Source organism: Nocardia sp. NPDC050630 (assembly GCF_044457245.1).
Classification (GTDB): domain Bacteria; phylum Actinomycetota; class Actinomycetes; order Mycobacteriales; family Mycobacteriaceae; genus Nocardia.
Window position 1 is genome coordinate 259,800 of record NZ_JBITGN010000008.1, and the last position, 21,567, is coordinate 281,366.

Below are 21,567 nucleotides of genomic sequence, written 5' to 3' on the forward strand. Positions count from 1 at the left end.
AGCGTCTGGAGGCCGAGCGGTCGAGACTGGCGACTTCGTCGCATGCGCTTCGACAGCTCGGCCTCGAGACGGGCCGTGAACGTCGCTCGTAAGACTCGCTCCGTGGTGGTCGGGTGATCGGAAAGGGTTCGGGTCGAAGTCGGGGCGCTACCGGAGTGAGGCCAGCGCCGCGGCCAGGGTGGTGTGCAGTGCGAACACCTGATCGAGGCTCGTCATCTTGAGCTGCCGACTGGTGGCCGGACCGTCCGCGACCACCACAATGGTCGTCGTATCGCCCGCACGCTGATGCGCCGCGACCAGGGTCGCCATACCCGCTGAGGCGAGGAAGCTCACACCGGTCAGGTCGATGATCAGAACCGCCGGTTTGCCGGTGAGGATGGCCTCGATGGTGTTCTCCAGCGCTGGCGCGGTCGCCAGATCGACCTCGCCGGAAACCGTGAGCACGGTCGCGCCATCGTGTGCCTCGACTGTGGTGGTCATCGTGTCCGCCAAGGGATACGCGTCTCCGGAGTTGTTTGTCACATCATCACAATCTGCCATGAACCCGCCTCTCGCGCCGCATTCCTCAGCCAGAAATCTGGCGGTTCGTGCCACGCAGCGGGTTCGCTACGGGGGATTTGATCGCGGGCAACGTTACCGACATGCGGACGCGGGTGCCCACCCCGCTGTGGTCTATCTCCAATTCTTCCGTCAGTGCCCGCATCATGTCGATGCCGCGTCCGCGCGGCCCTGGGTCGGCGGAGCGTGGTTTCCACGTTCCGGTGTCGGCGACCAGAATGACGACCTTTTGGGTATCACATTCGGCGGTCAGTTCGACGAGTCCGGGAGCGGTGGTGGCCGCCGCAGCGCTGGTGGCGCGGCCGAGCAGTTCGGCCGTGGAGTTGATCGCGCGGGTGACCGGCCCGCCGCCATTGCGATAGGCGTGCTCCATGCTGTTGCTACACGCCTCGTTCGCCGCGGCGATGAGGTCGGAGGCGAGGTCGTGCGGCACCGCGGCCGCGGCGAGCCAGGCCTTGAGCCGCTTGCGCATCGCCGAGAGCTGATCCGGATTGGCGGGAATCTCGAGCCGCAGCGGTGCCGGGGGTTGCCGGTACACGACCATGGCGACGTCATCGTCGTAGCCCGCCGCCGGACGTAGTCGGGAGAGCACGGCATCGGCGACCTCACGCGGCAGCTTGCCCGCGGTATCGGCGAGCACCCCCGAAATCTTCGCGAAACTGTCATCGATATCGACGCCGCGCTGTTCGACCAAGCCGTCGGTGAACAACACCAGCGTCGAACCCGGTGTGAGCGCTGTGGTTGCTTCGGGGCGTCGTGGCGTATCGAAGGTTGCCAGCGGTACCGCACGGCCGCCCTCGAGCAGTCGACCCGGCTGACCGACATCGGCGAGAATCGGCGGCATATGTCCGGCACTGCTGTAGCGGACCAACCCGCGCACCGGATCGAGAACGGCCGCGCAGACCGTCGTGCACATCGCGCCGGGAATCCGGCCCGCAACGGTATCGAGTTCCGCGAGCAGCTGTGCCGGGCCCGCGCCACGCAGCAGCAGAGCTCGTGCGGCCGTACGCAATTGGCCCATCACCACGGCCGCCGACAGACCGCGCCCGACACAGTCGCCGACCACGACGCCGATGGTGCCATCGCGCAGCGGCACCACGTCGTACCAGTCGCCGCCGATCTCCAGCGGCGGCAGCGCGGGCTCGTAATGCACCGAGAAGCGCGGCGGCAGTTCGATCGGACCGAGCATGGCACGCTGCAGCGTCAGCGAGGTCGAGCGCGCCTGATCGAAGTTGCGCGCCCGCTGCACGGCCAGACTCAGATGGCCGATGAGCAGCGAGAACAACGTCCAGTCGGCGGCGCTGATGGCGCGCGGCGCGGCGAAGCGCAGCCACAGTGCCGCATCACCGGTCTCGCCGAGCGGGGCGACGATGCCCTCGGAACTCTCGGTGCCCTCCGGAATGGCGAACAGACTGCGCGCCGGACGGCGGCGAGCTCGATCCAGTAGCGCCCGCGCGCGGGCGTCGAGCACCGAGCCCTCCGGATCACCCTCGGCCCCCGAAACATACGTCTCCGGCCCGGTATTGCGATTGGGCCACACCATCACCACCGCGGTTTCCGCGCCGACGGTGCGTCGCAGTTCGTCCAGCCCGACGGCGAGCACCTCGACCACACTCGTCGCCGCGCCGACCGCGGTGGCCAGTCGTGACGCGGCCTGATCGCGGGCCTGCGCATCGTGTTCGGCGGTGACATCGCGGATGGTGCCGACGAAGATTTGCTCGTACTTCTCCGGTTCGACCATCGCGCTGGTGCTCACCGCGAGCCAGACCGTGCGGCCGTCGCGGTGTTTGACCGGAATCACGAACCGCTGGGCCTCGCTACCCAGATCGGGATAGCGCGGACCTTCCGGCGTCGACCACGGATGCGGCAGCGGGAACGGAAGTTCCGATGCGCCATAGCCGGTCAGCGCGCCGAAGGCGGAGTTGACCTCGATGATGGTGCCGCGCGCATCGGCGACGAAGAATCCGTCCTGCAGCGACTCCACCAGGGCGGTGCGGAAGGCATCGCGCCCGGCCAGATCGTCGATGCGCGAACGCTGTTGTTCGGCGCGGCGGGTGCCGTCGATATAGCCGCGGGTGGCGATGTCCAGGGCGGCGAGGGTCTGCAGCAGGAACTCGAGTGCGGTCTCGGCGTGTTTGGGGGATTCCTCGGCTTCCGCAGTGCTCGATTCCGCGGCTTGCACCACGCGGTAATGGTTTTCGGTGAGGTCGAGCAGGCTGATGCCCTCGACGAGGGCGCGGCGGCCGAGTTCGTACCCCTCGCCGAGACTCGCCTGCGACGGTGAGTTCAGATGCCGCCGTAGCGCATCCGAGTAAGCGTCGAGAAATGCGGCCAATGCCGCGCTCATTTCATGCCACCGTTCACGCTGGTGCCTCCAGTACGCCGCCCCGGTGGCGGGCCGCGAGCACCAATGCGTCGTCGGTGTCCTTGGCATGCCTGGCCAGGATTTCGGCGGTGATCTCGGCGGTGGATTTGGACGGATCGATGCCGCTGTCGGCGGCTTCGGTGACGATGCCGTCGGTTGACATCAACAGCAGATCGCCAGGACGCACCGGGACGGTCTGTACCGGTAGGTTCTGGGGTAGTCGATAGCCGACGATGCCGCCGGTCATCAGGACCGTCGCGCGCATAGTGAGCCCGACCGGACCCGCGGTCAGAATCCGGCAATCGACATTGCCGACGCCGAGCCAGTGCACCGTATCGGATGTGCCGAACAGCGCCAGAGACACCGCCGCGCCTCGGGTGTCGGCCATGGCCCGATGACATAGCACCATCAGCACGTCCAGCGGTTCGGCGCGGTTCTCCGAGAGCACCTGCGCTGCGCGATCGGCGGCGTCCGCGGCCGCCGAGCCGTGGCCGAGTCCGTCGAGCACGGCGAACAGCACCGCGCCGCCGCCCGCGTCGAGGACCACACCGCGATCACCGGAGACCCGCTGACCGGGCAGGGCACGGCCGGCCACCGCCCATTCGATCCGGCCGATGATCCCGTCCTCATGCACCGTTGGGTACCCACTTCCACATCTCCACCAACGTGCCGCGACCAGGCGCCGAATCAACGGTGAGCCGGTCCATCAGCCGGCGTGCGCCGGGCAGGCCGAGTCCGAGACCGCGGCCGGTGGAGTACCCGTCGTCGAGTGCGCGGGCGATATCGAGGATGCCGGGGCCCTGGTCTTCGGCCTGGACGACCAGCGCCTGGCGACCCTCCCGGTCATCGACCAGCAAACGAATTTCACCACTGCCCGCGTAACTGGTTATGTTGCGGGCGATCTCGGAGATCGCCGTCGAGATCATGGTCATATCTGTCAGAGAAAATCCGAGCTTGGCCGCCAGCTCACGTCCGGCTTGACGTGCGATCACGATGTCACCCGACACCCTGACCGCAATCACCAAGTTCTCAGCGGCCACTGTCACGACCATCTCGCTGGCGGCGGGCCGGAGTCATGCGGTTCAGCCACGCCAAGCCCTCTTCCAGGTCGAGGGCGGTGTGCATATCCTCGAAGGTGAGGCCCAGCTGCACCATGGCGAACGCGACTTCGGGCTGTAATCCGACGATGACCGTTTCGGCACCGCGGAGCTGGGTCATGTGCGCGATGGTACGCAGCGATCTGGCCGCGAACGAATCCATCACATCGATCGCGGTGACGTCCACGATGATCCCGTGTGCGCGGTATCTGCTGACCTGTTTCATCAGGTCGTCCTGCAGACGCTCGGTATCGGCGTCGGTCAAGGCTGACTGGACCGACGCAATTAGATAGGTACCTTGTTTGAGGATCGGAACCGGCATAGGGGGGCCCGATCAGCGCCCATCGCGCTCGGTGAGCATTCGATCCGTGACGCGGGTCACCTCATAGCCGAGTAAGCGTTCGGCCTCTTCGATACCTCCCTGGAGGTCACCGACCGCGTTCATCTTGGACAGGTCCAGGCCGATGGTCACCAGGGTGAGGGCGATCTCGGAGGACAGGCCGGTGATGATCACATTGGCGCCCATCAGGCCGGATGCGTCGACGGTCTGGACCAGGTGGTTGGCCACCGTGGAGTCGATCGCGGGCACACCGGTGATGTCGATGACCACCACCTTCGCGCGATTGGCGCGGATGGCGCGCAGTAGCTGTTCGGTGAGCTGGCGGGCGCGTTGCGAATCGAGCACACCGATGATCGGGAGGATGAGCAGCTGCTCACGCACCTGGAGCACCGGGGTGGACAGCTCGCGAATGGCTTCCTGCTGCTGGCGGATGACGCGCTCGCGCTCCTGCACGAACGAGATGGCCACGGTGCTCGCGATGCGGTTCGCGGCGGGCTCGTACGCGTCGAGTACGGCGTTGAGCATTTCGAAATCGGCCTGGTACTTCTCGAACAGCGAGCGGGCCAGTACGTCGCGCAGCAGCAGCACGATGCCGAGGACCTCGTCGGTTTCGACGCCTCTCGGAATAATGCGCTCGGACAGATCGCGGGCGTAGGCCTGCAGCGCCTCGACGCTACCGGTTACCAGCACCTCGACGTAGTTGTCGTACATGGAGGTCGCTTCGGAGAAGATTTCCTCCGGGGTCATCGCGGTCAGCAGCTGGGCCTCGGTGATGCGCCTCGCCCACTCTTCACGCAGCCCGGTTCGGTTCTGCCGCAGGTGTTCGACCAGCTGCGGAAGCAGGTTGTCGACCGGTCCTACGGGCAGGGAATCCGCCGAAAGGCTCATGGACACCTCGGACATGGAAATTCCAGCCCCTTTCGACGGGATTGTCGGGATAGTCATGCATGCGGCTGCGTGCCGATACCGAGCCTAGTCATACCCCATCCCGGTCGCCGGTGAAACCTGCCGTTAGCTCGATGGTAGATGCGAATCCTCGGAAGGCGGTGCGAATCCACGCGCCAGGGCCGCCAGCGCTTGGTCGAGATAGACCGTGAGGTCGGTGTCTGCGCGGGTCAGCCAGGCATCGAAGGCGGCGCGCGCCGCGGCCAGGGTGGTGCGCCCGACCGCCATCGCGACCAGGTTGTCCTCCGGTACGCCGAGGCGGCGTGCGGCGAAGGCGCTGACGGCCCGTTCCCAGGCGTCATAGTGCGCGCCCGCGGTGGCGGCCAGTGCCGGATCGCCGCCGACGAGTTGCATGCGAACGCGTAGCTCGGGCACGTCTTCGGCGCGATATCGGTTGGCGTTCACCACAACTCGGCGTACCGCCGTCATCATCGGTACCTCGTCCGGCACCGTCGCGAAGGCCGCGCGCAGTGCCTCGACCTCGGCGTCGAACTGGTACCAGAGCACCTCCGCCTTGGTAGGGAAGTAACGGAAAAAGGTGCGTCCGCTGATACCCGCGGCGGCGGCGATCTGCTCGACGGTGGTTTCGGCGAAGCCCTGTTCGGTGAACAGTCGCATGGCGATCAATTCGAGTTCGCGCTTGGTTGTGCCGCGTGGGCGGCCCCGCACCTTGGCATCGGTCACGGCTGTTGATTATGGGCGTCGATCGCCGGATCTTGATTATGTCAGTCACTGACGATAATCTCTCGGCATGGTGGAACGTGTCGCGGAACACACTGTGGCCGCGCGATTGACCTGGCCGGAGGTCGGGTCGCGCGCGGCTGCGGGCGCGATTCTCGCCGTGCCGGTCGGGGCGACCGAACAGCACGGACCGCATCTGCCCCTGTCCACCGATACCGATATCGCGGTGGCATTGTGCGCGCGGCTGGCCGGGTTGCGGTCGGATGTGCTTATCGCGCCGGCGATCCCGTACGGAGCCAGCGGCGAGCACGCGGGTTTCGCGGGCACGCTGTCGATCGGGCAGGCCGCGCTGGAGTTGCTGATCGTCGAGTTGTGCCGCTCGGCCACCGATACTTTCGACCGCATCGTGCTCGTCAACGGGCACGGCGGCAATCTCGCACCGCTGCGCAAAGCCGAGGCGTTGCTGCGTTCCGAATCCCGGGACGTGCGGGTATTCATGCCGCGCTATCCGGGTGATCCGCACGCGGGCCGCGCCGAGACCTCGATGCAGTTGGCGCTGCGGCCGGAGGCGGTGCGCACCGAACACGCCGTCGCCGGTGATACGAGGCCGCTCGCCGAACTCCTACCCCTGCTGCGCGCCGGGGGAGTGCGCGCGGTCAGCGCCAACGGCGTGCTCGGCGACCCGACGGGCGCGAACGCCGATGAAGGCACCGCACTGCTCGCCCAATTGACCACTGACCTGCATGAACAGATCCGGCTGTGGTGGCCGGTGGCTTCCCCGAAAGGATCCCTCTCGTGAACACCTGGTTCGAAACCGTTGCCGAGGCGCAGCGGCGGGCAAAGAAACGACTGCCGCGGTCGGTGTACGGCGCACTCATCGCCGGATCCGAGCGCGGGCAGACCATCGATGAAAATCAGCAGGCATTCACCGAACTCGGCTTCGCACCGCATTGCGCGGGCCCGATCGGCGACCGCGACCAGTCGACAACCGTATTGGGACAGCAGCTCTCGATGCCGGTGCTGATCTCACCCACCGGCGTGCAGGCGGTACATCCGGATGGCGAGGTGGCCGTGGCGCGTGCGGCGGCAGCTCGTGGGATTGCGATGGGGCTCAGTTCCTTCGCGAGCAAGCCCATCGAGGAAGTCATCGCGGCGAATCCGGCGACATTCTTCCAGCTGTACTGGTGTGGTTCGAAAGATGAGATCCTGCAGCGGATGTCGCGCGCCAAGACGGCAGGCGCGGTCGGTCTTATCCTGACCCTGGACTGGTCCTTCTCGCACGGGCGCGACTGGGGCAGCCCGGTGATCCCGGAGAAGCTGGACTTCAAGACCATGCTGACATTCGCACCGCAGACTCTGGCGCGGCCGCGCTGGCTCGCGACTTATGTTCGCTCCGGCCGCATTCCGGATCTCACCGCGCCGAATATGGCTGTCGGTGACGGTCCGGCGCCAGGTTTCTTCGGTGCCTACGGGGAGTGGATGGGTACGCCAGCGCCGGATTGGGCGGATGTGGCGTGGATCTGCGAACAGTGGGACGGGCCGGTCATGCTCAAGGGCGTGATGCGCGTCGATGATGCGCTGCGCGCGGTCGATGCCGGTGTCGCGGCGATTTCGGTGTCCAATCACGGCGGAAACAATCTGGACGGCACGCCCGCCGCGATTCGGGCATTGCCCGTGGTGGCCGATGCGGTCGGATCGCAGATCGAGGTGGTGCTCGACGGCGGCATCCGGCGCGGCAGCGATGTGGTGAAGGCCGTGGCGCTCGGCGCCCGCGCGGTCATGATCGGGCGGGCCTACCTGTGGGGGCTCGCCGCGAACGGGCAGGCCGGTGTCGAGAATGTGCTCGACATCCTGCGCGGCGGTATTGATTCGGCGCTGCTGGGACTTCGCAAGACCAGCGTCGGCGAGCTCGATCGGGGCGATCTGGTGGTGCCGGACGGGTTCGAGCGGGCATTGGGGCTGCCGGACCCGGCCGTGCAATCGGCTTGACCTGGCGGATTATTCGGTGGCCGCGACTTTTCGATGATGGGCGAGCAGTGTGTCGTAGATATCGGCGAGGGCGGCCAATTGCTGGCGGTCGAGCACGTCGACCATATGTCTGCGCACGCTCTGCACATGCGCGGGCGCGGCCGTGGCCAGCACGTCGGCGCCGCGCGGGGTGAGCCGCGCGGCGGTGCGGCGGGCGTCGTCCGGAATCGGCTCCCTGGCGACCAGGGTGCGTTTCTCCATCCGAGTGATCTGATGCGACAGTCTGCTCTGCGACCATTCGAGTTGGGCGGCGAGATCGGCGAAGGTGAGTCGATGATCCGGTGCGTCGGCCAGGTAGGCCAGCACCGAGTATTCGACATAGGTGAGGTTCGATTCGCGAGATGAGTCGCGTCCGACCGCGGCGGCGATGAGGTCCCTGGTGCGCACATACCCCACCCATGCGCGCATTTCGACGTCATCGAGCCAATGGGGATCGGTCACGAGAGCGCTCCAAACTCTGACATGTCATTGAAATGTCCCGCCGCGTGCTGTCGCGCGACAACTGCCAGATCTGAGAGGTAGCACTGGTGGGGTTGAACGTGCAACCTTTTCGTGGGATGTACCGAGTGAGGGTTGCCTAAGCAACAGTCGACCTCTTATTACTGGATACGCTCCTTGTGCTCGTGACCAGTTTGCCGAAGACCTTCCCGAGGCTCCGGCTGTGCGTCAGCCCTGAGACCGAATAAGGAGTGCGTCCGTGACCGCGCCGGATTTCCGCTATTCAGATCTGCTGCCGATCGGCGCCGACGACACCCCGTACCGGTTGATCACCACCGAGGGTGTCAGCACCTTCGAACACAACGGCCGCACCTTCCTGCAGGTCGAACCCGAGGCATTGCGCCTGCTCACCGCCGAGGCGATGCACGACATCAGCCATTACCTGCGGCCGGCGCATCTTTCGCAGCTGCGCCGGATCATCGATGATCCCGAGGCCAGCGGTAATGACCGCTTCGTCGCGCTGGACCTGCTCAAGAACGTCAACATTTCCGCGGGCGGCATCCTGCCGATGTGTCAGGACACCGGCACCGCGATCGTGATGGGTAAGAAGTCCGAGGGTGTGCTCACCGGTGTCGATGACGCCGAATGGATCAGCCGCGGCGTATTCGACGCCTACACCAAGCTGAATCTGCGCTACTCGCAGCTCGCCCCCATCACCATGTGGGAGGAGAAGAACACCGGCACCAATCTGCCCGCGCAGATCGAGTTGTATTCGACGGCGGGCGATCCCGCGCATCCGTCCTACAAGTTCCTGTTCATGGCCAAGGGTGGCGGTTCGGCGAACAAGTCGTTCCTGTACCAGGAGACCAAGGCCGTGCTGAATCCCACGCGCATGCTGGAGTTTCTCGACGAGAAGATTCGCTCGCTCGGCACCGCCGCCTGCCCGCCCTACCACCTCGCGGTCGTAATCGGCGGCACCAGTGCGGAATTCGCGTTGAAGACGGCCAAATACGCCTCCGCGCACTACCTGGACAGCTTGCCCACCGAGGGTTCGCTCGCGGCGCATGCCTTCCGGGATCTGGAGCTCGAGGAAGAGGTCTTCAAGCTGACCCAGTCCTTCGGTATCGGTGCGCAATTCGGCGGTAAGTACTTCTGCCACGACGTGCGCGTGGTGCGTCTGCCCCGGCACGGCGCCAGCTGCCCGGTTGCCATCGCGGTGTCCTGCTCGGCCGACCGGCAGGCGCTTGCCAAGATCACGCCGGAGGGTGTGTTCCTGGAGCAGCTCGAGCGCGAGCCCGCGCACTACCTGCCCGAGCAGACCGATTCCATCCTCGGCGGCGACGTGGTCGAGGTCGACCTGAACCGGCCGATGTCGGAGATTCGCGCCGAACTGTCGAAATACCCGGTGAAGACCCGGCTTTCGCTCACCGGTCCGCTGGTTGTCGCCCGCGATATCGCGCACGCCAAGATCAAGGAGCGTCTCGACGCGGGCGAGCCGATGCCGGAATACCTGCGCGAGATGGCCGTGTACTACGCGGGACCGGCGAAAACGCCCGAGGGTTACGCCTCCGGTTCCTTCGGTCCGACCACCGCGGGTCGGATGGACTCCTATGTCGATCAGTTCCAGGCCGCGGGGGGTTCGTTCGTCATGTTGGCCAAGGGCAATCGCTCGGCGCAGGTGACCAAGGCGTGCAAGGAACACGGTGGTTTCTACCTCGGTTCCATCGGCGGGCCCGCGGCGCGACTGGCATTGGATTGCATCAAATCCGTCGAGGTTCTGGAGTATCCGGAGCTGGGCATGGAGGCGGTCTGGAAGATCGAGGTCGAAGATTTTCCGGCATTCATCGTCGTGGACGATAAGGGCAACGACTTCTTCGCGGAAACGCAGAAGCCGATCGCGTTGCGGGTGCGTACCCGTTCGAAGGAACGCGTCTGAACGGTTCTCTGACCTGGCATTGCGCCGCTGGCGATCGCTTGCGGGTCGCTCGAACGCAGCCATCAGGGCATGTGCCCGGACACCGAAATGTCACCCCGTTCGCCGGGGTAACAATCCGCTGACGCGAGGCACTCTTGATCAGGGGGACGTCGTTGCACCGGTGTCGATGGAGGTCGAGGAGGGCAATGAGTACGTCGTTTCGTATCTCGGAATCCGCCAGCCGTCGGTTGGTCGAACGCGCCGCTCGTGAGGGAACCAGTTCCACCGCACTACTCGACCGCCTGATCCGGGAGGGTTTCGACCAGCTCGACCACCCCGGAATAGTTTTCCGCGGCCCCATCTGCGACCGCCGCGCGGCTTTGGCTGCGGGTCCGGAGGTGTGGGAAGTCGTTGCGCGCCTACAGGAACTGGATGGTCCGGTGGAACGGCGTATCGCTGTTCTGAGCCAGCAATCGGATCTGCATTCCCGCAAGATCAAGGTCGCTATCGCCTACGCGCGGGCGCACGGCCAAGAGATCATCGAGCGCATCGACCGCAATCGTGAAGCGGCCGAAGCGATTCGCGGGTCGGCCCCCGTGCGCCCCTGACGTTCAGCCGATCACCACCACATAGCGCATCAGCACCACGCAGAGCAAGTGGCTATCGCATACAGGCAATGGCTTGTGAGCGATAGCCATTTGCTATGCGTCGACTGCTTTTGCATCGAGGCGGAAGGGCTTGTGGTGCAATAGGGTTGGTCGAATGTGGGCGATCGTGGGGCATTGGGTTGCCGATCGGGACGGCGGCTTCGGGGTCGTGACAACCGAGTCGTGCGAGCAGTTCGTGGTGCGCGATGCGGTGATCGAGTCCGATTCGCCACTGCGTACGGGTGACCGGGTGTGGCTCGAGTTCGTCGACGGTGGGGATTGCGGCGAGGTCATGAAACTTGTGAAGGCGCGGTAGGTTCCGGGTTTCTCGCGGGTTGCTGGGGATTGTTGATCGTGCTCCACAACACTGGAATACATTGTGGACAGTGGCATTTCCGCTGCGACAAATCGGGCGTGGCACAGGATGTTTCGGACATTGGTGATTTATTGTGCTGTGAGTATGTGGAAAGCTATGTGAATGACGTCCGTTCGGACAGGCCGATGTCCTCCTGTTCGCCGGTATGTTGCTAGCGGTGATCGACAGTGCGATGTGGGCCGTAGGGGAGTAGATGCGGGGACCGCGGCCGCGCGGCCGTTACTATCGCTGACATGTCGATCACGCTTCGTACCCGGACCCTGCTGGGCGTATCGGCCACGGTGTTCTCGGTGATCGCCGCGGCCGGGCTGTCCATGCCCACCGCCACGGCCGCGCCGGTCGTGCAGGTGGCCCAGGCCAGCGGGACCGAGGGACTGGAGCCGATGCTTGCCGCGGCGTACACGCAGGCCGAGAACCAGGCGCATGCCGAAGGGGTCGCGCTGTACATCAACTCCGGCTACCGCACGCCCGCCGAGCAGCAGGCGCTCTGGGACGAGGGAGTGCGGACCTACGGCAGTCCCGACGAGGCGCGGCGGTGGGTGCTGCCGCCCAACGAGTCGACGCATGTGCAGGGCCGCGCCATCGACGTGGGACCGCAGGCGGGGGCGCAGTGGCTGGAGGCGAAGGGAAATCGCTGGGGCCTGTGTCGGATCTATCAGAACGAATGGTGGCATTTCGAACTGGCTACCGGCCCGGGTGGAGCGTGTCCGGCGCTGCGCGCGGATGCCAGCGAGGGCGGTGCCGCCCCGGCCCCCTCTTCGCCGATCCCGCCCGTCCTCCCGGCGCTGCCGTCGATCCCACTTCCACCGTGGTTGAGCGGCTCCTTCGGTCTGTAGCCGTTCAGCTGACCCGTACGAATCCCGCGACCTCGGGTCCGGATCCGTCGGACTTCCGGGCTCGGTTGGTCGCTGTCGGTGCCCATCCGCCGTGGTTCAGCAGTATCCGCGGAAATCGCCGGTCGCTGATGGATGGCGTTGGTCCAGGACTGTTCAGCCGACCGGCACGGGTGCCTGAGTGTCGGCGGGCCCCTCAGCTGTCCGGTTCGGTAGCGTCCGGATGAGTACCGCCGTGCTGATCGTGCTCAACGCGCAGACGGCGACGATGTAGCAGGTCACGGCTGCCGAGGTCGAGCCAGCGGTCCACAGTCCGGTGGCGATGAGTGGCGCGAGCCCCCCACCGAGGACGACCGAGATCTGCACGATCAGCGAGGTACCGGAGTAGCGGACCGATGGTGGGAAGAGTTCGGCGATGATGATGCCGCCGACGCTGTGGGCGATGGGCAGCGCCACGCCCATGCCGAGCAATGCGAGGAAGACAACGGCCTTGCTGCCGGTGTTCAGCAGCGGGAAGTACATCGCACACCACACCGTCAGCGCGGCGGTGCCGGCGAGGAATATCCGACGCGTGCCATACCGGTCGGCGAGCGAGCCCCAGAAGGGCATTGTGGCGCACCAGAAAACGGCGGAAACGATGACACCGAGCAACAGGAAGTCTCGGCTGAACCCGAGCGCCTCGGTGCCATAGGTCAGTGTGAACACCATGAAGATATAGACGACCGCCGAGGTGGCGACGGCTGCGAACAGAATCAACAGCAGCCGCACAGGTCCTACCCGAAGGGCATCGCGAAGTGGGAACGACGCGACCTCGCCGCGTCGGACGAGTTCGGCGTAGTCCGCGGATTCGGTGATCCCGAGCCGGACCCAGAGCCCGACAATGACGAGAATCGCGCTGAGCAGGAACGGGATTCGCCAACCCCAGCTCAGAAACGTCGAATCCGGCAGGAGCGCACTGGTGCCGAGGAAGAACGCATTGGCCAGAATCAGCCCGGCCGGCGTGCCCATCTGCGGGTAGCTGGCATACCGGTTGAGTCGTCCCGGTGGCGCATGCTCCATCGACAGCACCACGGCACCCGCACCTTCACCGCCGAGTCCCACGCCCTGCATCAGTCGCAGCACGACAAGCAGTGCGGGAGCCCAGAATCCGATGCTGCCGTAGCTCGGGATCACCCCGATGAGTATGGTGCTCACACCCATCAGAAACAGCGAGACCACGAGGGTGTTCTTGCGACCGAGGCGATCACCGAAATGGCCGAAGAGCAGCCCGCCGATCGGTCGCGCGCCGAAGCCGACCGCAAAAGTGCTGAATGCCGCCAGCGTTGCGGCGGCGGTGCTCAGCGTTGGAAAGAACTGCTTACTGAAGATCAGCGCGGATGCCGTGCCGTAGAGCATGAAGTCGTACCACTCGAGGGTGGTGCCGACCAAGGTGGCGATGGCGACCTTGCGGTGGGGCGGGGTGGAGCTCGAAGACACTGCTATCCATTCACAATCAGCCGACGGGGGCCGGGCTGCCCGGCATATTGTCCAGTGCCAGCCCGCCCTCGATCGAATTCGGGACGCGGCGGCGGTTGGGGGAACCGAGGGCGGCGGTGAGATCGGTTCCATCGTGTTCGGCCAGCAGATCGCCGCTGTCCCACACCAGCAGCGTCGCGCTGACGGTGTTCTCGGCGGCCGAATGCGCGAGATCGTAATGGGCGCAGCCGGGGACATGCGGGTAGGTGATCCACAGGTCGTAGCCGGTCATGAACAGGTCGAGGTCGAATTGCACACTCAGGCCGAGCAATTCGCTGCGCCCGTTGTCGTCGACACCGGCGAATGCCTCGTCCAGCGCGAGCAGACGCGGTGCTTGCGGATCGGCGGAGTCGAGCATGACGTGCGCGGCCGCGAACAGCGGCAGATGCAGTGAGACCGACTGTTCACCGCCGGAGAGCGCACTGTGCCTGGCCACGGTCAGCTTGTCCTCGCTGCCGTCGGCGGAGATGAGAGTGAAGGAAAACACCCGCCAGGTCCGGTAATCCAATGTCGAGCCGAGGATTTCGGGGTAGGAACGTTCCGGATGCGCGGCGCGGGCGGTCCTGATCTCCGCGGCGAAGTGGGCGCGGATGGCCGCCAGATCATCGGCGCCGAGGGAGGAGGCGTCGCGATCCAACAGCTTGCACATGGCCCGGGCCGCATCCGAGAGCGAATCGGACAGCACCCAGTGCACGCCGATAGTATTGCCCGAGGACATGCGGCGCTGCTTCATTTCCGCACCCATGCGGGCGATGAGATCGCGCGCGTCGCTGGTTCGTTCGTAGATCTGCTGCGCCAGGCCGCTGAGCAGTGCGTCCTCCAGGATCCGGCGTTCGGCGTCGGTGAGCAGCAATTCCTGATCGCGGCGGGCGGCGTCGATGCGAGTGGCGAAATCCGCCAGTGCGGACAGTCCGTTGTCGTCCTGTACTTGCACGACGGTCAGGCCGTCCGCGGCATCCCAGTGCAGTCGGTAGTCGCGGCCGGAAGCCGCGAGTGCGGCGTCGAATTCCTGCAATGCGGAGGTCACCGCACTGCGGGTCGATTTTCGGGCCGCCTCGCCAGCCCGCACGGAAGATGTTGCGGCGGTGAGGTTGTCGAAGAGTTCGGCCACTTCCTCCGGCAGCACCTGTGGTTCGGCCTCCGGCCCGGCCGCCGAAATGCGATAGAGCAGTTGTTCCGGGGTCGACCAAGCGGCATCGCTGCTCGGCCAGCGGCTGTCGGCGGGTGCGCCGAGCAGGGTGAGCAGATCCGGCTGGGCGTAGGGCGCGAGGGCTTTCACATCGGCCAGCACCTCGGTGAGCGCGGTACCGAGCGACTCGTGTGCGGTCCGGTAGGCCGCCTCCGCGTCACCGACCGCCTCGATCGCCTCATTGGCGGCCTTGCGAGCGGCCTTCTGCTCGGCTCGGGTCGCCTCGATCTTCGTGCGCGCCTGTTCGAGTTCGCGATCGATATCGGCGGCACCCGCGCCGAGTGCCTCACGCAGGGTGTCGAGTTTGCGCAGCTGCTCCTGGTAGCCGGCGTTGGCGGCCTCGGCCTCTTCGGCGAAGGCCTCGGCCAGATCGCGGGCCTCGTCGAAGCGGTCGGAAGCCTCGCGTTCGCGTTCGCGCTCCCGTTCGTGGTCAGCGCGCAGGCGCAGTAGCCCGGTTCCGGTGTTCTCGAAATGGCGGATGGCCGCGGCGAGGGCGTCGATCTCGCGGGCGGCGCGCGGAGTGCGATGCGCCTGGGCGACCGAGCGCAGCTTCTTCTCGACCGCCGATGCCTCGGCCACCGCCTGGTCGAGGTCGCGTTCGGCCTGGGCCAGCGCCTCGGAGCGCGAGCGCATCATGCCCGCGGCTTCCGAAACCGCGCGCAGGGCTGCGGTGACGGTCGAGGGGCGCGGTAATGCCTTGGCAGCGGCGGAGATTCGCGCGAGTTCGGCGTTCGCCGCGGACTCATCGGCCAGGGCTTGCCGCTGTGTCCGCTCGGCGGACTCGATTGCCACGGCCAGCTCGGCGAGCCGGATTTCCCGGCGCTTGGCGCGGGCGGTGGCTCCGATGAATTCGGCATCGGGTTTGTGATGGCGCCCGACCTGGACGCCTTGGCGGAATCCGCCGGTGGTGCTCACACCGACTTCGGTGCCGAGGTCGCAGTCCTTGTCGTACAGGGCAATGGAGGCGAGCACATCGGCGACGACCTGTTTCGGCACTGTAAGTTCGGCCGAATCATCTTCCACGACAAGGACATCGGCGAGTGTGCGACCGGATGGCCGGGCATCGGCAGGCAATGGAACCAAGAACTGGTCGGAAGTGTATTCCGGGCGTTCGGATTCCGCGCAGACCCAACTGTCGAGCAGGTCGGCAGCGTGCAGGGCGGCCTCGATGCCCGCGGCTTGCGCTGGTGTCACGGAATCAGCGAAGCGGACCAGTCGCCACAGCGGCGCACCCGGACGGCCCTGCGCATTTCGCGCACGAGCGGCGGGAACCGGTGGGGCCTCGTCCCGTTGGGCCGCGACTTCATCGCGTTCGGCATTGAGCTCGACGAGGCGGTCACCGGCCAGCGCGGCGGCGGCGCGTGCTTCCTGACGGCGGGTGCGGATGTCCTCGAGTAGCGGTTCGGCACGTTCGGCCAAGACCTCGGCGACACCGGCGGCGTCATCGGAGCCCGCGGTCGCCAGTGCGGCATCGAGTGCATCGAAGAGGCCTTTCCGAATGGGGGAGTACACCTCCCGATGCGCGTCCCACCAGGTGCGCAGAGCGCCACTGGCTTCGGTGCGCGCCAGCACAACGGCTGCCTCGGCGGCCGAGACCTCGGCCGCGGCCGATTCGCGCAGCGCCCTGGCGCGTTCGGCGAGCTGCTCGGCCCGATTGCGTTCGGCTGTGGCGGAATCCGTCAGACCGAGCGCCTTGCGGACCGCGCGCACGTCGGCGTCACGCTCCTCGGCATGTCCGCGAACCGCGGCGGTGAGCTGATCGCCACGCGCCTGGTCGGCCAATCCGGCCCAGGTAATTCCCGCCTCTTCTGCCGCGGCACGCAACTCGTCCTCGCCGCGGGCCAGTGCGGCCGCCGCGGTCTGTACCGCCGCCTTGGCGCGTTCGGCTTCCTGTGCGCGCTGATCGAGGGCTTGCCTGGCCTTGAGCGCCTTGTCTTTGTGCACACCCGCCGAGGTCTCCAGGCGGCGAACCGCGTCGGCGAGATCATCGAGCTGCTGTTTGCCCTCGTAGGCGCTGGAACGCTGCAGGGTTTCCCGGTCGGAGAGCGCTTGTTCGTAGGCGCGGTCGGCATCGTCGGCACGCGCCTCGGCGGCCGTGCGTTGGGCCTCGCGACGTTCGCGCAGTGCGGTGGCGGCAAACAGCGCCGTGCTGGCGTGGGTCACCGCATCGAGACGGGTCCGCACCTGATCCACATCGGTCTTCGCCTGTACCGCAAGATACTTCCGGTACACACCGACAAAGGATCTGGTGGCGGTATCGGCGTGGACCAGCCCCTCCAGGGTGCGCCCGACCTCCTCCATATCGCTGAACGAACGCGCCGCGTCCAGGATCAGCTGTTCGTCGAGCGGGCGCAGACCATCGGTGAGCGCCTGTGAAAGTCCACGCGGATCAAGGTTTTTCGCGAGCTGGGGGCGGCGCAGCGTGAGAATGAGATTGATCAGCTGGTCGTAGCGCTGGGTGCCGAGACCGAACATGCGCGCGTCGATCGCATTGCGGTATTCGACCGGTCGATCGACGATGGCATCGGTGCCGATCTGTTCGGCCAATTGCTTGCGCGTCAGCGGCCGGTCGTCCGGGCCGATGAGCGAAAAGTCCACGCCCGCGCGACCGTCGGCGACGAAGTACCAGCGCGTCACCTTGTCCGAGGAGCGGGTGGCGCGCATACCGATGCCGATGGTGACGACCTCGGGATCGTCCCACTTACCGCGCGCGAACTCCATCCATACATACGAATACGCGGATTCCTGCTTGCGGTACAACAGGTTCGACTTCATTGTGCGCTCTTCACCGGCGAACGGATTGAGCCTGCGCGGTTCGATCCGGCCGTCGAGCACGAATGGGAACAGCACCTCGAGCGCCTTGGTCTTACCGGAACCGTTGGGCCCGCGCAGCACCAGCCTGCCGTCGGCGAAGCAGTATTCCTGGTCGCGGTAATCCCACAGGTTGATGATGCCGGCGCGCGTCGGGACGAACCGCACTCCGCCATGGATGAGCGACATGGTTTAAATCCCTTCCGTACCAACGCTATCGGCCCCGCGGGTGTCGGAGGCGGTGACGAACAGTTCGGCGGCCCGCTTGGTGCGGACGGTGACGACCGCGCCGCGATAGCGGGCCAGTGCGGGCAGAATGATCAGACCGTCCGCCACCACCTGTACCAGCCGCAGCCGCTCGAGCAGGGCGGTAACCTCCCTGGTCAGACCGGGGACATCGGCCTGCCACTGGGCCGCGAAGGTGACACCGTAGCGGTCGGTCAGCGCCTGTACGGTCTCGCGGACCCAGCTCGCCTCGACGAACGGATACGTCGCGCGCGCATGGGCCATCGCCGCCGCATCAGGATCCGAAACCTCTTCCACCACTTCGGGGTCGGTCGACGGGAGATCGGCGAGCGGAACGAATACGGTGGATTCCGGGATGGCACCGTCGAGTTGTTCGGCCAGCGCGACCGCCGGATCGGGCGCGCCGGGACGCACCGGCACCGGATGGTCGATATCGAGTACACGATCGGCGATCTCGCCCACCAGCAACAGCGCAACCTGCGCCAATGTGCCGGTGCCCGGGAAACGGACATCGGAGAGACGTCCGGAGACGTCGATCAGGGCGACGCCCTCCGCACGGCGTTCTGCTCGCAATCCGGTGAACAATTCGACATCCGCGACGACCCGATCCTGCAGCAACAGTGGACGCTCGTCATAGTTCAGATCCTCGGCGTACACCACCGGACGCTCCACGAGACTGCGCCGCACCCGCCGAGCCGCATCGGCGACTTGGGCGTTCGCCGCCGGACCGTGCGCCAGCGCGTCCTCTGTCAACAGACCACGAACGCTGTGCAAATGCTGCAGCGCGCGCGGCGGTCGAAACAGCGCGAAAACCACCGGCCGGTCGATGTCGTAGAGCGCTTCACCCGCCTCCGGATCGGCGGCCCAGCCACCCGCATCGCCATCGGCCAGGGTGAGTGCCCCCCGATGTGCGAGCCATCCGACGGCATCGACGAAGGCATCGCGATCGGCGGCGCGATCGGGGGAAAGTTCGAGCCCGTCGACCCGGCCGGTATAGGCGGCGACCTGATCGGCCAACTCCGACAAGGTGATCTGATCGCCCGCACGGCCCAGCGCCGCCAGCGCCAAGGCCAGGTAGGCGTAGCGGCGGCGATCGAAGACACGATCGGTGACGGAGCGGGCCGGTTTGCCGGAATCGAGCCGATCGATGACCGGAAAAACCCGGGCAGTCGTTTCGGTGACCTCGAGCCGGTAGCCGAACAATTCGGCCAGATCCTCGCGGAGTTCGGTGGCCCAGCGACGGATCAGCGGCAGTGCGATCCGGTCCGGATAGGTCCGGGTGATCAGGTGATTGGCCAGGATCACCCGGGCGGCGCGCTGGTAGTTGTCGAGTGCGAGCGAGTCGATGCGGCGGGCGTTGATCATCCGCGCCGCCCGCGGTTCGACTGCTTCACCTCGAGGCGACGGTTGTTCAAATGCAGCAGGCCACGCGCGGTACGGATCACCGTCGGACCAGGATGTTCGGAGACGGTGAGGGTGACGCCGCTATCGGAGCCGGTGGTGCCGTCGATGCGGCCGCTCACCGGAACCCAGGCCGTGGACGCCGCGTCGAGCAGGCGCAGCAGCACCTCGGTCTCGCGTTCGTCGAGGACGCGCTCGTGCACCGAGGCTGCGGCCAAGGATTTGGCGGCCTCGGCGCGGGCGCGCTGCGCATCGAGCTGCGCCTCGCGGAGCCGGCGAATTCCGGCGTCGTTGCGTTGAATTCGGGCGGGGGCGCCGGCTTGCGGCGGCCTGCCCGTTTCGGCGAGGGTGCGCGAGATCTCCAATGGCGGTGCCTCCCACCAGGAGCGGATCGCGGGAATCAGATCCGCATCCGGATGTTCCAGCGAAATATGGCGCGGCCTACCGAGACCGAAGACGGCGTCGAAGAGCGCATGCGCGCTCTCGGTGGTCGGTGCGGCGGTGAACCAGCCCGCGAGATGGCGCAGCGCTGATTCGCGACTCACTCCGCCCTTGCGTGAATCGGTGACCCGCCGCAGCAGCGACAGCACGGCGGCAATGGCACTCATGGTCGCCTCCCGCAGCCGATCCGCCTCGGTGCCGGAGGATTCACCGGGAATATCGGAGGCCGTCGCCACGAACCAGGTCCGCAGCCCCTGCCAGCGCGCTCGCCAATCCGCTTGCCGCTCGGTCGGACTCAGCAGTACCCGCTCGTCACAGCGCGCCGCACGCTCGATGAGTTCTTCGACGTCGGTCTCCTCGATCTCGCCGATCGCGGCGGCCAGGCGCGGCGCGAAGCGAGCCAGATCCATGCTGAATTCGCGCATATGAGCGAGCAATGCGTCCTTGTGCGCCAGGAACGACTCCGGAGTGATCTCGGTGGTGCGGACCATATCGCCGAGCGAGAGGTAGAAATGCGCGGCCCGTGCCGCCATATCGGAGAGTGCGGCATCCAGACGGCGCAGCGTCCGGTAGACGCGCTCGGCATCGCCGGCCTTATTCGCCTCGGCGAGAGTATTGAGATCCGAGAGCAGTTCGGGCAGGACCAGACGCGACAGCGCCGCCTCGTCCAGTCGCGCCTCGAGCACCCCCGCGACCGCGCGATATGCCTTGAAGCCGGCCTGTGTGAGTTGGTAGACGTAGTGCCGATTCCGATATTCCGCGAGCGTCGCTGCGCGCGTGCCGTCATAGCTGCGCTCGACGACACCCCACTGATGCAGCTGATCCAACAGCGGCCCGATCTCCGCGCCGGTCAGCTGCGGCGCATCGGGCGCACTGCGTTCGATCCAGGTCGCGACATCATCGGCGTGCAGCAGCACCACATACGCCGCCCGCGCACTGTCGAATGCCCGCAGCACCCACAGATACTCCGCCCGCTTCTCGGCCGTGGCGAAGGAGAACAGCCGCAACCGCTCATCCCATAGCGCGGGCGCGGCATACGGCAGGCCGTCAACGGAGTCGGTCACCGGGAACAGGGTAGTAGCGGGCCGGTCGCGGGTGTCGAGAGCGACCCCCATTCGGCGTGGCCGCGTCCGGTTTGCCGCTGTTCGCCACCTGGTGACTCACAGGTCGAACCGAGCCCGCAGCCCGATCTTCACCTGCTCGAGCAACTCCGAGGTGAGCTCACCGACCTGCTCGGTGAGACTGTCCTTCGGCACGATGGCGATGTCGTACAGCGCGATCACCTGCGAACTCTCCGGCATTGCGACGGTGAGCAATTGATGGCGCGACGGCACCTCGCGGGCCTCGCGCACCGGCGCGGCGACCAACATCGGCCGTTGCCGAATCACCACATCGGAATCCACGATCACCACCGTCGCGCGGCGCCCGGAGATCCGGCTGACGAGATTCCAAATCTGGCCTTGGTGCGTGGGTTCAGCTGGCACGGCCGAACAATACTTGTTCGGCGGTCTGCTCTGCGTCCTTCGCCCATTCGGTTCCGGTGCTATCGGGCAATGCCCGGAGTTCATCCTCGAGCAACTGCCTGCGCACGGCCTTGGAGATGTAGTCGCTCAGCTTGTCCTCGGATGCCGCACGGAGACGGGCCGCGAGATCGTCGTCCATCGAGATATTCAGGCGCACCGTCATACAGCAGACTTTACAGCGGACACCGCGCATAGTGGTACAGAGATATGCGCCACCT

At 66.3% G+C, this 21,567-nt stretch carries 20 protein-coding genes; 6 read left to right on the forward strand and 14 right to left on the reverse strand.

Translation table 11 applies throughout. The features are described 5' to 3' along the window. Positions 1 to 147: 147 nt before the first annotated feature. The 7 genes from ACIBG0_RS22320 to mftR all read right to left on the reverse strand — a co-directional run bounded on the left by ACIBG0_RS22320 (position 148) and on the right by mftR (position 5,989). A complete protein-coding gene (locus ACIBG0_RS22320; RefSeq protein ID WP_397034874.1) occupies positions 148 to 480 on the reverse strand; it encodes an STAS domain-containing protein in 333 nt (110 codons plus the stop codon). A gap of 85 nt (positions 481 to 565) precedes the next feature. Beyond that, positions 566 to 2,905, reverse strand: a complete 2,340-nt coding sequence (locus ACIBG0_RS22325; protein WP_397034875.1) for a SpoIIE family protein phosphatase — start codon at positions 2,903 to 2,905, stop codon at positions 566 to 568. A 13-nt stretch (positions 2,906 to 2,918) separates the two neighbouring features. Next, a complete protein-coding gene (locus ACIBG0_RS22330; RefSeq protein WP_397034876.1) occupies positions 2,919 to 3,557 on the reverse strand; it encodes a SpoIIE family protein phosphatase in 639 nt (212 codons plus the stop codon). Beyond that, positions 3,550 to 3,975, reverse strand: coding sequence for an ATP-binding protein (locus ACIBG0_RS22335; protein ID WP_040691752.1), 426 nt, complete (start codon positions 3,973 to 3,975; stop codon positions 3,550 to 3,552). Before ACIBG0_RS22335 ends, ACIBG0_RS22330 begins: the two co-directional genes overlap by 8 nt. Continuing rightward, positions 3,953 to 4,342: an STAS domain-containing protein gene (locus tag ACIBG0_RS22340; protein WP_040691749.1), complete on the reverse strand. Its 390-nt coding sequence runs from the start codon at positions 4,340 to 4,342 to the stop codon at positions 3,953 to 3,955. Before ACIBG0_RS22340 ends, ACIBG0_RS22335 begins: the two co-directional genes overlap by 23 nt. A gap of 12 nt (positions 4,343 to 4,354) precedes the next feature. Beyond that, complete coding sequence (locus tag ACIBG0_RS22345) at positions 4,355 to 5,263, reverse strand: STAS domain-containing protein (protein ID WP_040691747.1); 909 nt, start codon at positions 5,261 to 5,263, stop codon at positions 4,355 to 4,357. 108 nt (positions 5,264 to 5,371) lie between these two features. Next, a complete protein-coding gene (gene mftR / locus ACIBG0_RS22350; protein ID WP_397034877.1) occupies positions 5,372 to 5,989 on the reverse strand; it encodes a mycofactocin system transcriptional regulator in 618 nt (205 codons plus the stop codon). 67 nt (positions 5,990 to 6,056) lie between these two features. Here mftR and mftE point away from each other — a divergent pair, with 67 nt between their 5' ends. Further along, positions 6,057 to 6,785: a mycofactocin biosynthesis peptidyl-dipeptidase MftE gene (mftE, locus tag ACIBG0_RS22355; protein ID WP_397034878.1), complete on the forward strand. Its 729-nt coding sequence runs from the start codon at positions 6,057 to 6,059 to the stop codon at positions 6,783 to 6,785. Beyond that, positions 6,782 to 7,975 carry a pre-mycofactocin synthase MftD gene (gene mftD, locus ACIBG0_RS22360; protein WP_397034879.1) on the forward strand — a complete coding sequence of 398 codons (1,194 nt, stop codon included), beginning with the start codon at positions 6,782 to 6,784 and terminating at the stop codon, positions 7,973 to 7,975. Before mftE ends, mftD begins: the two co-directional genes overlap by 4 nt. A 9-nt stretch (positions 7,976 to 7,984) precedes the next feature. Here mftD and ACIBG0_RS22365 read toward each other — a convergent pair whose 3' ends face one another. Further along, positions 7,985 to 8,455 carry a MarR family winged helix-turn-helix transcriptional regulator gene (locus ACIBG0_RS22365; protein WP_397034880.1) on the reverse strand — a complete coding sequence of 157 codons (471 nt, stop codon included), beginning with the start codon at positions 8,453 to 8,455 and terminating at the stop codon, positions 7,985 to 7,987. A 256-nt stretch (positions 8,456 to 8,711) separates the two neighbouring features. Here ACIBG0_RS22365 and ACIBG0_RS22370 point away from each other — a divergent pair, with 256 nt between their 5' ends. The 4 genes from ACIBG0_RS22370 to ACIBG0_RS22385 all read left to right on the forward strand — a co-directional run bounded on the left by ACIBG0_RS22370 (position 8,712) and on the right by ACIBG0_RS22385 (position 12,226). Then, entirely contained in the window at positions 8,712 to 10,388 is a 1,677-nt protein-coding gene (locus tag ACIBG0_RS22370; RefSeq protein ID WP_397034881.1) for a fumarate hydratase, read from the forward strand. A gap of 185 nt (positions 10,389 to 10,573) precedes the next feature. Continuing rightward, the gene (locus tag ACIBG0_RS22375) at positions 10,574 to 10,975 is read left to right on the forward strand and encodes a hypothetical protein (RefSeq protein ID WP_397034882.1); all 402 of its coding nucleotides are present in this window, start codon (positions 10,574 to 10,576) and stop codon (positions 10,973 to 10,975) included. 154 nt (positions 10,976 to 11,129) lie between these two features. Further along, positions 11,130 to 11,330: a hypothetical protein gene (locus ACIBG0_RS22380; RefSeq protein ID WP_397034883.1), complete on the forward strand. Its 201-nt coding sequence runs from the start codon at positions 11,130 to 11,132 to the stop codon at positions 11,328 to 11,330. A 293-nt stretch (positions 11,331 to 11,623) separates the two neighbouring features. Beyond that, positions 11,624 to 12,226 carry a M15 family metallopeptidase gene (locus ACIBG0_RS22385; protein ID WP_397034884.1) on the forward strand — a complete coding sequence of 201 codons (603 nt, stop codon included), beginning with the start codon at positions 11,624 to 11,626 and terminating at the stop codon, positions 12,224 to 12,226. A 153-nt stretch (positions 12,227 to 12,379) separates the two neighbouring features. Here the strand turns inward: ACIBG0_RS22385 and ACIBG0_RS22390 are convergent, their stop codons facing one another. The 6 genes from ACIBG0_RS22390 to ACIBG0_RS22415 form a co-directional block, all read right to left on the reverse strand. After that, complete coding sequence (locus tag ACIBG0_RS22390; protein ID WP_397034885.1) at positions 12,380 to 13,699, reverse strand: MFS transporter; 1,320 nt, start codon at positions 13,697 to 13,699, stop codon at positions 12,380 to 12,382. Positions 13,700 to 13,715: 16 nt separating this feature from the next. After that, positions 13,716 to 17,927: a TIGR02680 family protein gene (locus tag ACIBG0_RS22395; RefSeq protein WP_397034886.1), complete on the reverse strand. Its 4,212-nt coding sequence runs from the start codon at positions 17,925 to 17,927 to the stop codon at positions 13,716 to 13,718. Between the two features lie 3 nt (positions 17,928 to 17,930). Continuing rightward, on the reverse strand, positions 17,931 to 19,346 hold the full coding sequence (locus ACIBG0_RS22400) for a TIGR02678 family protein (protein WP_397034957.1): 1,416 nt from the start codon (positions 19,344 to 19,346) through the stop codon (positions 17,931 to 17,933). Next, positions 19,346 to 20,833 (reverse strand): TIGR02677 family protein, encoded by a 1,488-nt coding sequence (locus ACIBG0_RS22405; RefSeq protein ID WP_397034958.1) that lies wholly within the window; start codon positions 20,831 to 20,833, stop codon positions 19,346 to 19,348. Before ACIBG0_RS22405 ends, ACIBG0_RS22400 begins: the two co-directional genes overlap by 1 nt. Before the next feature lie 153 nt (positions 20,834 to 20,986). Continuing rightward, the gene (locus ACIBG0_RS22410; protein WP_397034887.1) at positions 20,987 to 21,310 is read right to left on the reverse strand and encodes a type II toxin-antitoxin system PemK/MazF family toxin; all 324 of its coding nucleotides are present in this window, start codon (positions 21,308 to 21,310) and stop codon (positions 20,987 to 20,989) included. Next, positions 21,300 to 21,512, reverse strand: coding sequence for a hypothetical protein (locus ACIBG0_RS22415; protein WP_364347675.1), 213 nt, complete (start codon positions 21,510 to 21,512; stop codon positions 21,300 to 21,302). The genes ACIBG0_RS22410 and ACIBG0_RS22415 overlap by 11 nt, the downstream gene beginning before the upstream one ends. Positions 21,513 to 21,567: the final 55 nt, after the last annotated feature.